Here is a 15,170-nt window from a genome sequence, read left to right as displayed (position 1 = left end):
CTATTTCAAGGGGAATATCGGAATGTTATAAAGTAACACCCGTATTTGGAGGGTAAAAATCGATCTCGATGTATGAAAATTAAGCTAATCGCTGTGTGGCTAGTGGGTCGTTTGGCACTCAAAGCCTTACCTTAAATCTTCGTCTTAAAGCTCCGCCAATTATTATCTAACAACAGCTCATAGGGCAGGTATTCGGTTTTGTAGTTCATTTTCTGGCAATCTTTAATCCAATAGCCAAGGTATACAAAGGGAAGCTGTAAGCGCCGGGCGAGATCAATTTGATACAAGATCGCGAATCGTCCTAGGCTACGCTCCTCCGCTTCCGGTGAGAAGTAGGTATAAACAGCTGAAAGACCCTGTTCGAGAAGGTCCACAACGGCAACCGCCAACAGTTTTTGGTCGCTATCTCTGAACTCCATAAAACGGGTCATTCCCCATTCGCCGGTCAAGAAATCAGAATATTGCTTGCGTGAGGGCGGGAACATCTCACCGTCGTTGTGGCGCGCGCAAATATAACGTTCGTACAGTTCGTAGTGTTCGTCGCTATAAATTTTCGGAACCACGGATACGGCAAGATCCTGATTCGTTTTTACACAGCGCTTTTGAGTGCGGCTTGGCTTGAAATTAAACGCGGCGATACGAATTGGAATGCAATTGCTGCAAGACTCGCAACTTGGCCGGTACACATGGGGGCCGCTGCGACGGAAGCCCATGTGCGAGAGCTGGCCGTAAAGGTGCGCATCCATCTCCGCGTTGGGGTCGATGAAAACAGTTGTTGCTTCGGCTCCATCCAAATAGCTACAGGGATGCGCCTGTGTTGCGTAAAGCTTCAGCGAAGAGATGCTCGTCAAATCCGTACTCCGGCATTTCCCAGTTAGTAGACCAGCTCGATTGTAAACCGAAACGATCATTTAGCCCACGATGGTCGTTATCCAATAGGTCGCCTATTGAGGCTGATGGCGTTTTTAATGACTCATTTAAGCGTAGCTCAAATTCATCTCTCGGAATCTCTGAAGCGCCGAAAGATGCAAGGTAAGGTGTTTCTATTTGGCAGTCTATAAGCTTCACGCCCCAGCGTAGTAATTGTACGACTAGAGCTGAAAATGCGGCTTTCGACGCGCCGCTTGCCAAGCTAAACATCGATTCGCCAAAATAGGCTCTGCCTAGCGCTACGCCGTATAAACCACCGACCAGCTCGCCATCCTGCCAAGCCTCGACAGAGTGCGCGATACCGCGGCTATGTAGCTCTAAGTAGGCGTCAACCATTTCTTCTGTAATCCAAGACCCGTCCTGATCGCGTCGATCAATCGTGCCGCACTGTCTCATCACCGATTCAAATGCGGTATCAACGGTTATCGTAAATTGACGCTTACGCAGTAATTTACGCAGTGTTCTGCCGAAATGGACGTTTTTGGGGAGCAATACCATACGTGGACTGGGCGTCCACCACAGGAGTGGCTGGCCCTCGCTAAACCAGGGGAATATCCCTCTGCTATATGCCGCGATAAGACGTTCCGGCGATAGGTCCCCGCCAACAGCGAGCAAACCGTTAGGGTCGTCCAATGCGTTTTTCGTTGGCGGAAATTCGTTATTATCCTCTGCTAGCCAATGCAGTTGGGTCATACTGAATCGCCTTTAATAATAAGTTTCCGTATCGCAAGCGTGAAAAAGAAAGCGTCGAAAAAAGCGTCTAGAAGTAAAAATGCTCGCCACCAGTGGAACTGATAGCGAGCATTAGTTTAGTTGTTTAGCGCTACGTCTAACATGCAGTAAGCGGTACGATTACTATAGATTATCGAGGTAGCGCTCTGCATCTAGGGCGGCCATACAGCCAGCGCCAGCCGAGGTTACAGCCTGACGATAGATATGATCGGCAACGTCACCGGCAGCAAATACACCACTAACCGACGTTGCGGTTGCATTGCCGCTGAGGCCACTGTTTACAACAATATAACCGTCTTTCATTTCTAGTTGGCCTGCAAAAATATCAGTATTTGGCTTGTGTCCAATAGCGATAAATACGCCGCTTACGTCGATATCCTGAGTAGTGCCATCGGTGGTCGACTTGAGTCGTAGGCCAGATACGCCGGTATCGTCCCCTAGAACTTCCTCAAGGGTATTGTTCCACATGAGTTTGACGTTACCATTTTTGGCTTTTTCCAAGAGGCGATCCTGCAAGATTTTCTCGGAGCGGAGGCTATCGCGACGGTGAATCAGGGTCACCTCACTGGCGATATTGGAGAGGTACAAGGCTTCTTCTACAGCCGTATTACCACCACCGACAACAGCAACTTTCTGGTCTCGGTAAAAGAACCCGTCACAGGTCGCACAAGCGCTAACGCCTTTGCCCATAAAAGTCTGCTCGGACTCTAAACCTAAATACTGGGCAGATGCACCAGTACAGATAATCAAGGCGTCACAGGTGTACGTTTCATTGCCAACAAGCTTCTTCGGTGTGCTGTTGAGGTCGCATTCGTGGATGTGGTCGAACAGTATCTGGGTTTCAAAACGCTCTGCGTGCTGTTGCATTTGAACCATAAGGTCTGGCCCCTGCAGATCGTGAACACCGCCTGGCCAGTTCTCAACTTCAGTGGTGGTGGTTAGTTGACCACCTTGTTGCATACCGGTGATAACAACGGGCTTTAAGTTTGCGCGCGCGGCGTAAATAGCTGCAGTGTATCCCGCGGGGCCTGAACCTAGAATAATTAGCGGGTAATGCTTGGCTTCGCTCATAAAGTGATCATCCAATGGTGAATAGTTAAATTTATCGCCAAACTGGCGAGATATGGCGCTTCAATTTACGGTTTGAAGCGCATCTTAAAGAAGTCGATGCCGCTATTCTACGCAATGACATCAATGTTTTTAATAGGTAATAGCAATATTTCTAGTTAGGTTTGTAATCCAAGCCGATTTCTCGCAAGCAAATACAGGTACAATCAATTACAGGTACAATACGCGCCGCTGCACCAGCTGTGTTGGCGCCATAATAAAACGCTAAACGTTTCGGATCCCATTTTGAGTAAAGCTACAAAACCCAACAAAACTAAATCTTTGCAACTTGATGACGCCCGCAATAGCAGCCCAGCGGCTTCTCAGCTTGCCGTCAAGATTCTACGTGAAGGGGTGCTAATCGTATTGATTGCACTCTGCGCTTACCTGTTGCTGGCGCTAACAACCTATAGTGATCAAGACCCCGGCTGGTCAAAAACAGGCTCTGGCGGCGATATCATCAACGCTTGCGGTCCCGCCGGTGCTTGGCTTGCCGACGTATTTTACTCCTTGTTCGGCAACTTAGCCTTCTTGTTTCCGCTGATGCTCGCGTACCAAGTTGTTATGTTGCTTCGCGATAAGGCCGGCGCTCAGTTAGATCCTCTATTATTGGCACTACGTGCGATCGGTTTTGGCTTAGTGATGCTGGCGGGCACCGCCATTGCGGTAATGCAATATGGCCAAGAACACTCCAGCCTGCCGTTTTCAAGCGGTGGCTACCTCGGCCTCACCACCGCCGTGGCCGTCGATGGTGCATTTGGCTACCTTGGCGGGTCGCTTGTTCTTTTGGCAATGCTACTGTTCGGCTTAACCATCTTTATCGATATTTCGTGGTTTACGGTTATGGACGTGCTCGGTGGTGCGGTCTTGCGCGCACTTACTTGGATGCAGCAGCGCCTTATCGTCTGGCGTGGTAATCGGGCCGAACGGAAACTCGCCAAACAAGCCGTTGCCGAGCGTCGTGAAGCCGCACGCGTTCAGGTAAAGATAGAGGAAAAGCGTAAAGCTCCGACGATTACGCCACCGAAAGCGGTGGCCCAGCCCAGCGCTCGTGCTGCAAAAGAAAAACAACAAAAACTCGACTTTAACGATGCTCCCCCCGTCGGTGAGTTACCACCAATTAGCCTGTTAGAGCCAGCAAATGTGAAAAGCGACAAAGGCTATTCGCAAGAGTCGCTCGAAGGCATGTCGCGCTTACTTGAGCTGAAGCTAAAAGACTTTGGCGTCGTGGCAGAAGTTGTCGGTGTACTGCCCGGGCCAGTGGTTACACGGTTCGAAATCCAGCCCGCCGCCGGTGTAAAAGTAAGTAAGATTACCAACTTGGCAAAAGATTTGGCGCGTTCGCTGGCTGTCATCAGCGTGCGTGTGGTTGAGGTAATTCAGGGTAAGTCGGTAGTCGGCGTTGAAATACCAAACGAATACCGCGAAATGGTACGTTTGAGTGAGGTTGTCAATTCTGATCTTTACGAACGCTCTAAATCACCACTTACGCTTGCCTTGGGGCACGATATTTCGGGCGAACCGGTGATTGCCGATCTCGCGAAAATGCCCCACCTGTTGGTGGCGGGTACCACCGGCTCGGGTAAGTCGGTGGGTGTGAACTCGATGATTATCAGTATGCTGTATAAAGCGACGCCAGAAGATGTTCGCTTAATACTGGTCGACCCAAAGATGTTGGAGCTATCGGTATACGAAGGTATTCCGCATTTGCTCACGCCGGTGATTACCGATATGAAAGACGCCTCCACGGGGCTGCGTTGGTGTGTGGGGGAAATGGAGCGACGCTACAAACTTATGGCGGCGATGGGGGTTCGTAATATCGCCGGCTACAACAAAAAAGTGAAAGATGCCGACAAGGCCGGAACACCTATCGCCGATCCGTTCTGGAACCCCGAAGAAGAAGGCTTGATCGGACAAGAGAATCCAACTGCACCAAACCTTACCACCATGCCGTTTATCGTAATTGTGATCGACGAATTCGCCGATATGATGATGATCGTCGGTAAAAAAGTGGAACAATTGATTGCGCGTATTGCCCAAAAAGCACGTGCGGCGGGAATACATATGATTCTTGCAACCCAGCGACCGTCGGTCGATGTTATTACCGGACTGATTAAAGCTAACGTACCGACGCGAATGGCGTTTCAGGTTTCATCAAAAATTGATTCGCGGACAATTCTAGATCAAGGCGGGGCCGAGCAGTTACTTGGTCACGGCGATATGCTCTTTTTACCACCGGGTACGGCCGTCACCGTACGTGTACACGGTGCCTTTATTGATGACCATGAAGTACACCGTGTTGTCGCCGACTGGAAAAAACGCGGCCAACCGGATTACCTCGAAGAGATCTTCAGCGACGAAGTCTCGAATATTGCAGTGCCGGGGTTTGCTACAGAAAACGAAGGAGGCGCCGAGGCCGAATCGGATCCGTTATACGACGAGGCCTTGGCCTTTGTTACCGAAACCCGTAAAGCGAGTATTTCATCGGTACAGCGAAAACTTAGAGTGGGCTATAACCGTGCCGCTCGCTTAATTGAAGATATGGAAGCCGCCGGCGTGATAACGCCAATGGGTACCAACGGTAGCCGCGAGGTTTTGGCCCCGGCACCACCTAAACGCTAAAACCTAGAGCACTTAGATCAAAAGTGATTAGGATAAATTTTTAAGGACCTAACCAAATGGCTCAACCTTTTTTAAGTAGTTGCGTGAATCCTCGAATTAAGGTCTCACGCATCGTCAATTTTTGTGCGCGTTCAGCCTGCGTTGCCGTGTTCACCGTTGCGCCATTAACAATCGTTAACCAAGCCTATGGGCAGGCAGTTTTAACAAGTAAAACGCTAGCAGTAGAACTACAAAACGATCAAACCTCAGCCGCTAGCCGTCAACTTAGTGCACGTTTAAACTCCATCAAAACTTTTAGCGCAAACTTTGAGCAAAACCTATTTAACCGCGACGGTAAATTGCTACAGAAAACGGAAGGGCGCGCAAACTTAAAGCAGCCGGGTCTTTTTCACTGGGAAACTCAGCCTCCCTTTGAGCAGGTAGTCATCGCCAACGCCGAAAGTTTGTGGGTCTACGACCCAGACTTAGAACAGGTCACGGTTACCCCTAAAGAAAAAATGAATTCCAGCCCCGCGCAGATCCTTACCGGTGATTTTAGTTTGCTGCAAGGGCAGTATTTCGTCGAGCAACTTGATTCAAAAAAACTCAATTCAGACCAGCGCGCTAAGAAAGCCGAAAACTATCAAATGACCAGTTTGAAAAGTGGCGACTCGGGCTTTCAAAAATTGAGTTTTTCGTTTGATGCCTCTGGCGCGTTGGTGCGGCTTGAGCTTATAGATAAGCTGGATCAAATCACCGAGATTTCGTTCAGCGATCTTGAAGTCAATCAGCCGATGGATTCCGAAATTTTCAATTTTATTCCTCCTGAAGGCGTAGACCTTATTAGCGGTAACTAGCAAAACCGATGTCCTCCGATTTATTTACAGATGACCAAGCTCGAGCGGCTAGCCAATTTCAGCCGCTTGCGGCCCGTCTTCGACCCCAGAACCTAGATCAATACCTTGGCCAAGACCATTTGCTAGGGGCCGGCAAGCCACTGCGCAAATGTATCGAACTGGGTCAAGTGCACTCAATGATTTTATGGGGCCCACCGGGAACCGGTAAAACCTCCCTTGCGAAACTGTTGGCGAATGAAGTTAACGCGAACTTCGTATCGATTTCTGCAGTACTCGCCGGGGTTAAGGAAATTCGTGCCGCCATTACCGATGCCGAGCATCAATTACAGATGCGCGGCCGAAAAACGCTATTGTTTATCGACGAAGTACATAGGTTTAACAAGTCTCAGCAAGATGCTTTTTTGCCCTATGTAGAAGACGGCACCATTACCTTTATTGGCGCAACCACGGAAAACCCTTCTTTCGAAGTTAATAACGCTTTGCTATCGCGCTGCCGCGTGTATGTATTACAACGTTTTAGTCCAGCGCAAATGCAGCAACTTGTGGATAGGGCACTTACTAGCGAGCAGGGGTTGTTGGAACGTCAGTTGCAGATTGGCGATACCGAAATCCAAATGCTGATTAGCGCGGCCGATGGTGATGCGCGCAGGGTGTTAAATATCCTAGAAATCGCTAGTGACCTTGTCGATGACGATGGTCTTATCACCCGTGACTTGCTTGAGCAGGTTCTGCTAGGCGATGTTCGCCGCTTTGATAAGGGCGGTGATCTCTTTTACGAGCAAATTTCTGCCCTGCATAAATCTGTACGTGGCTCGGATCCAGACGCATCACTCTATTGGTTTAGTCGAATGCTCGACGGCGGCTGCGACCCTCTGTATATTGCCCGCCGAGTTGTGCGTATGGCCACAGAAGATATTGGCAATGCCGACCCTCGCGGGTTAGAAATTGCACTTAATGCATGGGATGTACAGCAGCGCTTGGGTAGCCCAGAAGGGGAGTTGGCACTGGCGCAGGCGGTGCTTTATCTGGCCTCAGCACCAAAAAGCAACGCCGTGTATAATGCCTACAAAGCCGCTAAGGCCGATGTGCGTTCGCAGCCGAGCTATGATGTTCCCAATCATTTGCGCAACGCACCAACGACATTGATGAAGAATATGGAGTTTGGTCGCGGCTATCGCTACGCGCATGATGAACCGGACGCATTTGCCGCCGGTGAGGTGTATTTCCCTGATCAGCTGGAACCGCGCCAATACTATCAGCCGGTCGAGCGTGGCTTGGAAATAAAAATTGCAGAAAAGTTACGCCATTTGCGCCGTTTAAACGAGCAGGCACCAAACCCTGCTAGCGATCCATCGGATTAGCCGTAACACGTACACCAACGACATTAACGAACAATCAATATTAACGAATCGTATTATTGAGGTGAGCTCATGCTTTGGTTAGCAGTTGCAATTGGCGGGAGTTTTGGAGCAATGGCTCGCTACGGTGTTTCGTTGGCGCTAGCGCCGCAATCGTCGAAATTCCCGTTTGGAACCTTAACTGCAAATGTGCTGGGCTCATTTTTAATGGGCGTCTGCTATATCGTCATAGTCGAAAAAGGTTTGCTACCGGCAACCATGCGGCAGCCACTAATGGTTGGTTTTCTTGGAGCCTTTACAACTTTTTCGAGCTTTTCGATTGAAACACTAAATTTGATACAAGCAGGTAACTGGCCCTTAGCTGGTGTTTATATGGGCGCTAGTCTCGGCTTGTGTCTGTTAGCTGTTTATATCGCCATCACCCTGACAGAAAAAATACTATAACGAGAGCACTATGTTAGATCCTAAACTGTTTCGCACCCAACTAGACGAAGTCGCCAAAGGCCTAAGTAAACGTGGCTATCAGTTAGACGTAGAGCGCCTGCGCGCCCTTGAAGACACCCGTAAAGTTGTCCAGGTCGAGTGTGAAAATCTACAACAAGAACGCAATACTCGCTCCAAGAATATTGGCAAAGCAAAAGCCCAAGGCCAAGACATTGCGCCACTGCTAGCTGAAGTCGACAACTTAAAGAAGGCCTTAAGCGAAGCCGAAGAAAAGCTCGCTGCCGTGCAAACCGAATTTAACGATATCGTAGAAAGCGTTCCGAACCTGCTGGCCGACGAAGTGCCAGAAGGTAAGAGTGAAGACGACAACGTTGAAGTGAGCAAGTGGGGCGAGCCGCGTAGTTTTGATTTTGAAGTAAAAGATCATGTCGATGTTGGTGCAGAACTCGGCGGCCTAGATTTTGAAACAGCCGGTAAGATTACAGGCTCCCGTTTTGCAGTTATGACCGGCTCAATTGCCCGAATGCATCGTGCGCTAATTCAATTTATGTTGAATACCCATACCGGCGAACATGGTTACAGCGAAATTTACGTCCCTTATATTGTGAATAAAGATTCGCTATTTGGTACGGGCCAATTGCCTAAGTTTGAAGAAGACTTGTTTAAGCTTCGCGACGACCGCGATCTCTATTTAATTCCTACCGCTGAAGTTCCCGTTACCAACGTAATGCGCGATGAAATCGTAGATGAAGCCGCATTGCCGGTTAAATTTGCTTGTCACTCACCCTGTTTCCGTTCTGAAGCCGGAAGTTACGGCCGTGATACGCGCGGTATGATTCGCCAGCATCAATTTGAAAAAGTTGAGCTAGTGCAGTTTGTGAAGCCAGACAATTCAGCCGCTGCGCTTGAAGAATTAACCGGCCACGCCGAATTGATTTTGCAGCAATTGGGTCTGCCATATCGCAAGGTTATTCTCTGCGGTGGCGATATAGGTTTCTCTAGCACCAAAACCTATGACCTAGAAGTTTGGTTGCCATCACAAAAAACCTATCGCGAAATTTCATCTTGCAGTAGCTTTGGTGAATTCCAAGCCCGCCGCATGAAAGCGCGTTTCCGCAACGCCGAAACGGGCAAGCCCGAGTTACTGCATACCGTCAACGGTTCTGGTCTCGCGATTGGTCGAACCCTAGTGGCAATTTTGGAAAACTATCAACAGGCTGACGGCTCACTTGAAATACCGGCCGTGCTGCAACCTTATATGAACGGTCAAACGTCGATTGCTGCAGCATCGAAATAGTCATGTTAATTAGCCCCAGATATTAGAGTAGTACGAAACGATGGATTATTTGCCGCTGTTCTTTGATTTAAAAAATCGGCCGTGTTTATTGGTTGGCGGCGGCACCATCGCAACACGGAAAGCGCGGCTATTGGCGAAGGCGCACGCAAAAATATTTGTGGTAGCACCCGAAATTTCCGCCGAGCTGCAGCAAATCGTTGCAGCCTCCGGCGGACAAGTTTTTTTCGAAACTTATCGGCAAGCGTTTATTGACGATAAAGTCCTCGTGATTTCAGCTACCGATATTCGCCACCTTAACGAGCAGGTCGCAAGCGATTGTAATGCGCGCAACCTGCCGGTAAATGTTGTCGATAGTCCAGACCTTTGTACCGTTATTACCCCCGCAATTGTCGACCGCAACCCGCTCATTATTGCTATCAGCAGTGGCGGCGAAGCGCCGGTTCTGGCTCGAAAAGTTCGCACCATGCTGGAAAGTACGATTCCCGGTGGTTTTGGCCGCCTAGGGCAAATCGCCAGCCAGTATCGTGATGCGGTAAAAAAAGCGTTTCCAGATGGCGAGACGCGGCGACGTTTTTGGGAATCTATTATTGGCGGGCCTATCGGTGAAAAAATAATCGCCGGCGACGAATCCGTCGTCGATGAAATTCGAGCGAAAATTGATGCAGCCGACTGCAGTACCAGCGGTGAAGTCTATTTAGTGGGGGCAGGGCCGGGTGATCCGGATCTGTTAACCTTCAAAGCGCTGCGTTTAATGCAACAAGCTGAAGTAGTACTATACGACCGCTTAGTATCTACACCCATACTGGAAATGGTACGCCGCGATGCGGAGCGTATTTACGTTGGTAAGCGCCGTAGTGAACACGCCATGGAGCAAACCCAAATTAATCAACTGTTGGTGGATTTGGCGCTACAGGGCAAGCGTGTTCTGCGTTTAAAAGGCGGCGACCCCTTTATTTTTGGACGAGGCGGCGAAGAAATTGACTTGCTTGCGGCTAACCATATTCCCTTTCAAGTTGTTCCTGGTATAACCGCTGCCTCTGGCTGTTCCGCCTATGCGGGTATTCCGCTGACCCATCGCGATCACTCACAATCTGTTCGATTTATTACAGGGCACCTTAAAGAAGGCGCTGTTAATCTGAGTTGGGCGGAATTCGTTGCCGCCAATCAAACCCTTGTCTTTTATATGGGCTTAACGGCTTTAGAACAAATTTGTAATGAGCTCATCAGCCACGGTAAACCGGTGGACACACCGGCAGCGTTGATAGAGCGCGGCACGCTACCAGAACAGCAAGTACATATCGGTACAATTGCGAGCTTGCCCAAGTTAATTGCAGGTAAAGAAATTCATGCACCAACTTTGCTCATTATTGGCGATGTAGTACTGCTGCACGACCGCTTGAATTGGTACAAACCCAATTAGGGTTAAACTATTCGGAGCGCGTGCCGAAACAATAATTAACAGCCACCTATTTGTTAATGTTTGTTATGGTCGATTCGATTAAACCTACATACCGGCCCATACCGGTTTTAAACCCCACCTCCCGGCGTGGACAAACCACCCAGGGCGTAGAAACGCACACCGACGAAAAGCGCGTTAACACCAAACTGTGGCGCGGTAGAGACCGACGTAAAAACCCCGATAGACGCAACGAGCATGGTAATCGCCCTGTTTATGAATCTCGGTCTAGCCGTGGACGTCGTGCCTCTGACATAGGCACTCCACGCATCGATATAGACGCCTAATCGATCCTATAGCATTCTTGACGAATGACTACACCGCAACCGCTTCGACTTCTTCACAACCCGTAGACTACAATAGAGCCTTAGCTTCTAAGGGGATCTTTGTCGCATGTCTGACGCTAGTAATTTTCAATTTGACTTATTTGTAATTGGGGCCGGCTCTGGCGGCGTACGCGCCGCACGCATTGCCTCACAATTGGGTGCTCGTGTAGCCATAACAGAAGATCTCTACATGGGCGGCACCTGTGTGAACGTAGGCTGTGTCCCCAAAAAATTATTCGTTTACGCCTCTCACTACAAAGAAGACTTTGAAGATGCAAAAAACTTTGGCTGGAATTCACAGCCAGCGGATTTTGATTGGCTGCGATTGCGCGATAACAAAACGGCGGAAATTCAGCGCTTAAACGGCATCTACAATAATATCTTAGAGGGGGCAGGGGTTACCGTAATAGAAGGGCGCGGCAAGCTTCGCGACGCCAACACCGTAGAGGTGGGCGGTAAACTTTATAGCGCCGCACGAATCTTAATTGCTACCGGTGGTTGGCCAAAACAGCCGAGTTACCCGGGCGCCGAGCTTACCGTAAATTCTAACCAATTCTTCTATATGGAGAGTTTCCCGAAAAGTGTCATCGTCGAAGGCGGCGGTTATATTGCCGTCGAATTTGCCGGTATTCTGAATGGCCTAGGCGTTGCAACCGAGTTGGTGTATCGCGGCCCGAAAATACTCAAACATTTCGATGCCGATATCGCGCAGTTTGCCGCACAACAAATATCGGATAAGGGGATTCACCTTTCCCTGAACACTACGATTCGCGAAATCAAACAGCTTGATAACAAAAAACTGCAGGTGTCGCTGCTACATACCGACGAGCAGGGAAAAACTGTAGAAAAAACCGTAGACGTTGACGCTGTTGTAACCGCGATAGGCCGTGACCCAAAAACATCCAACCTAGGCTTGGAAGATCTCGGCGTAGAATTAAAACGCAACGGCGCGATAAAGGTTAACGATAACTTCCAAACTAATATTGATTCTATTTATGCGGTAGGCGATGTGATTGACCGCGTTGCACTTACGCCCGTAGCACTGGCAGAGGGAATGGCATTAGCGCGTTATTTGTTTGCGCAACAACCGATTAATCTCGACTATAAAAATATTGCAACGGCGGTGTTCTGTCAGCCGAATATTGCAACAGTCGGCTATACCGAAGAGCAAGCTCGCGCCGAGCAGCTACCGGTCACAATTTATCGCAGCGAATTCCGCGCACTTAAAAACACCATTAGCGGCTCCACAGAGCGAACTTTAATGAAACTTATTGTTAACAGCGATAACGATCGCGTTATAGGTGCGCATATGGTTGGCCCCGAAGCGGGTGAGATTATTCAAGGCATTGCCATAGCGATAAGCGCCGGTGCAACTAAATCGCAATTTGATAATACCATTGGTATACACCCAACCGCGGCGGAAGAGTTTGTAACTATGCGTGAACCCTATATCGCGCCGAGCGCTTAATGATCTTGAGGTTTGAACAGCCGCAGGCGATTGGCATTGGTCACCACGGTAAGGGATGAAAATGCCATCGCTGCACCGGCTATTACAGGGTTCAGTAGAAATCCAAAAAAGGGAAACAATATCCCGGCGGCTATAGGTATGCCGGCAACGTTGTAAATAAACGCTCCTAAAAAGTTTTGTTTTATATTGCGCAGCGTTGCTTTACTGATCGCAATGGCATCACCTAGGCCGTGTAAAGAGCCGCGCATTAGCGTGATATCGGCGCTCTCTATTGCTACGTCTGTACCTGTGCCAATTGCGAAGCCGACATTGGCTAAGGCAAGTGCAGGAGCGTCATTGATGCCATCTCCAGTCATACCAACAATTTCACCCGCCCGCTGTAACTCTTCTACTTTTTTCGCTTTATCCTCTGGGAGCACATCGGCAAAAAAGTCGGTTATGCCCACGCTTTTAGCAACGGCTCTCGCCGTATCGACATTGTCACCGGTTAACATAATCACTCGAATGCCATTATTTTGAATACGTTTAATCGCGTCAATCGAGTCATCTTTAATTGGGTCGGCGACGGCAATTATTCCCGCGAACTTGTTGTCAATTGCGCAGTAGATAGGGGTTTTGGCTTGCTCAGCTAATTGCTTTGCTTGTTTTAGATGATCTGTAGCGTCAGTTAGAGATACGTCATATTTGTTTAAGAGTTTTTCATTGCCAAATAAAACCCGTTTATTGTCGACAAGTGCGGAAACGCCGTGACCGGCTATGGCTTCAAACTCTGAGGCCGCTACTAACGTAATCTCGCGATCACGTGCCTCCTCGAGAATCGCAATAGCCAAAGGGTGTTCAGATGAGGATTCAAGACTTGCTGCTAGCTTTATAACCTCCGCTTCGCTATAGCCCGAAGCGACGACCACATCGGTAACTTTCGGCGTGCCGAGTGTAATGGTGCCGGTTTTATCCAATAGCATTGTGGTGATTTTCGATGCGGTTTGCAGCGCCTCGCCATTTCTTATCAGCACTCCCGCCTCAGCCGCTTTACCGACCCCCACCATTACCGACATGGGTGTAGCCAAACCCAGCGCACAGGGGCAAGCAATAATGAGCACGGTTGTGGCGGAAATAACGGCATAAGCAATAACGGGTTGAGGGCCAATGACTAGCCAGACAACAGCACTTAGCAGGGCGATAATTATTACTGCGGGTACAAAATAAGCTGAAATAGAATCCGCTAATCGACCAATAGGGGGCTTAGCGTTTTGCGCGCGTTTTACCATGCTAATAATGTGCGCTAGCGCTGTATCTTTACCAACGCGGGTAGTTTTAAAAACAATTGTGCCGGTTTTATTTAAGGTTCCTGCAACCACCTCGTCTCCGCCGACTTTTTCTTTTGGCATAGGCTCGCCAGTAAGCATCGATTCATCCACAGCGGTATGGCCAGATACCACAGAGCCGTCAACTGGGATTTTCTCACCAGGACGCACACGCACTAAATCCTCTAATCTCACCTCATCAATGGCAATATCGATCTCTTCATTGTCTCTAACCACGCGCGCGGTATTAGCTTGTAAACCAATCAAGCGCTTTATGGCTTCACTGGTACGCCCACGGGCTTTTAATTCGAGCGCAAGGCCTAAATTTATCAAGCCGATAATCATTGCCGTTGCCTCAAAGTAGACGTGCCGCGCCATTTCCGGGAATAGGCCTGGCGCAACGACTACACACATAGAATAAAACCAGGCTGTACCGGTTCCGAGTGCAATTAGGGTATCCATATTAGCCGAGCGATTCTTGATAGACTTCCACGCGCCCACATAGAAGTGCCGTCCGGAAAGAATCATAACGCTTAAGGTCATTAAGCCAACAACCAACCAAACAATACGTTCGAGTGTGGTGGTAATGGTCATATCACCAACCAAAACACCGTACAGCATGAGTGGTATACCCAGCGCTAATGCGATGGCCATATCGCGCAGCAGGCGATGATAAGTAACGCGATCAGATTTTTCTTTTTTTCCCAATGTATCGGCATCGCTTTCGTTTTCGCTGAGTTTTGCCTTGTATCCCGCGGCGGCTACTGCTGCGATTAACTTATCGATTTCGGCTGATCCAAACACCGCGACTGTGCGCTGTGGGAAATTCATTTCGGCGCGGCGAACCTTTGCTACAGCGTTAAGCGCGCCTTCAACTTTTGCGACACAACTGGCACAGCTTACCCCCTCAATATGCAATTCAATTTGGTTGCTCTCGGACGATGTGGTCGGCAGGTTATTTGTTCCTGAATTTGAAGTTTGCTTGGTCTCAGCATGGCAATGACTGCTATCCATTGGTCGCTCCCTATTTGGTGATCGATACCCTAGTCGGTAGGTGCCTAGTCGACAGGTAAAAGTAGACTACGCTTTCGGATTGTTGCCCGAGACGCAGCGAATTCGCTCGTGAAGCTGTTAGAAACCAGAGCACTATGTCGCCGCCTTTGTCTAGACGAACGCTTTACGGCTTTTAAGAATCTCCTACGCCTCATTTGCATTAACTATTAACCTCCTTGCAGCGATACAAATAGACTATAACTATTAAAGCGTTACACTTTATTAACTATGGCTAAG

The 15,170-nt window shown here is 49.0% G+C and carries 11 protein-coding genes; 7 read left to right on the top strand and 4 right to left on the bottom strand.

The window, feature by feature from the left end; translation table 11 throughout:
• Nucleotides 1-131 precede the first annotated feature (131 nt).
• The 3 genes from IDZ20_RS10475 to trxB form a co-directional block, all read right to left on the bottom strand.
• The gene (locus IDZ20_RS10475; RefSeq protein ID WP_188151390.1) at nt 132-851 is read right to left on the bottom strand and encodes an arginyltransferase; all 720 of its coding nucleotides are present in this window, start codon (nt 849-851) and stop codon (nt 132-134) included.
• Nucleotides 799-1,623 (bottom strand): leucyl/phenylalanyl-tRNA--protein transferase, encoded by an 825-nt coding sequence (aat, locus tag IDZ20_RS10470; RefSeq protein ID WP_188151389.1) that lies wholly within the window; start codon nt 1,621-1,623, stop codon nt 799-801. Before aat ends, IDZ20_RS10475 begins: the two co-directional genes overlap by 53 nt.
• Before the next feature lie 162 nt (nt 1,624-1,785).
• The gene (trxB, locus tag IDZ20_RS10465; RefSeq protein ID WP_188151388.1) at nt 1,786-2,733 is read right to left on the bottom strand and encodes a thioredoxin-disulfide reductase; all 948 of its coding nucleotides are present in this window, start codon (nt 2,731-2,733) and stop codon (nt 1,786-1,788) included.
• A 282-nt stretch (nt 2,734-3,015) separates the two neighbouring features.
• On the opposite strand from trxB, the gene IDZ20_RS10460 reads away from it, so the two are divergent.
• From IDZ20_RS10460 to gorA, 7 genes are all read left to right on the top strand, one after another.
• On the top strand, nt 3,016-5,391 hold the full coding sequence (locus tag IDZ20_RS10460) for a DNA translocase FtsK (protein ID WP_188151387.1): 2,376 nt from the start codon (nt 3,016-3,018) through the stop codon (nt 5,389-5,391).
• Between the two features lie 56 nt (nt 5,392-5,447).
• Nucleotides 5,448-6,227, top strand: coding sequence for an outer membrane lipoprotein periplasmic chaperone LolA (lolA, locus tag IDZ20_RS10455; RefSeq protein ID WP_188151386.1), 780 nt, complete (start codon nt 5,448-5,450; stop codon nt 6,225-6,227).
• An 8-nt stretch (nt 6,228-6,235) separates the two neighbouring features.
• Nucleotides 6,236-7,588 (top strand): replication-associated recombination protein A, encoded by a 1,353-nt coding sequence (locus IDZ20_RS10450; protein ID WP_188151385.1) that lies wholly within the window; start codon nt 6,236-6,238, stop codon nt 7,586-7,588.
• Between the two features lie 69 nt (nt 7,589-7,657).
• Nucleotides 7,658-8,029 carry a fluoride efflux transporter CrcB gene (gene crcB, locus IDZ20_RS10445; protein ID WP_188151384.1) on the top strand — a complete coding sequence of 124 codons (372 nt, stop codon included), beginning with the start codon at nt 7,658-7,660 and terminating at the stop codon, nt 8,027-8,029.
• A gap of 10 nt (nt 8,030-8,039) precedes the next feature.
• The gene (gene serS / locus IDZ20_RS10440; protein ID WP_188151383.1) at nt 8,040-9,326 is read left to right on the top strand and encodes a serine--tRNA ligase; all 1,287 of its coding nucleotides are present in this window, start codon (nt 8,040-8,042) and stop codon (nt 9,324-9,326) included.
• A 40-nt stretch (nt 9,327-9,366) separates the two neighbouring features.
• Complete coding sequence (cysG, locus tag IDZ20_RS10435; protein ID WP_188151382.1) at nt 9,367-10,746, top strand: siroheme synthase CysG; 1,380 nt, start codon at nt 9,367-9,369, stop codon at nt 10,744-10,746.
• 429 nt (nt 10,747-11,175) lie between these two features.
• Nucleotides 11,176-12,576 (top strand): glutathione-disulfide reductase, encoded by a 1,401-nt coding sequence (gorA, locus tag IDZ20_RS10430; protein ID WP_188151381.1) that lies wholly within the window; start codon nt 11,176-11,178, stop codon nt 12,574-12,576.
• Here gorA and IDZ20_RS10425 read toward each other — a convergent pair.
• A complete protein-coding gene (locus IDZ20_RS10425) occupies nt 12,573-14,894 on the bottom strand; it encodes a heavy metal translocating P-type ATPase (RefSeq protein ID WP_188151380.1) in 2,322 nt (773 codons plus the stop codon). The two genes, gorA and IDZ20_RS10425, sit on opposite strands and share 4 nt — an antisense overlap.
• Nucleotides 14,895-15,170 lie beyond the last annotated feature (276 nt).

This window comes from Teredinibacter waterburyi, from assembly GCF_001922985.1.
GTDB classification, from domain to species: domain Bacteria; phylum Pseudomonadota; class Gammaproteobacteria; order Pseudomonadales; family Cellvibrionaceae; genus Teredinibacter; species Teredinibacter waterburyi.
Note: the sequence above shows the minus strand (reverse complement) of the source record. Positions and strands in the feature narration are given on the sequence as shown.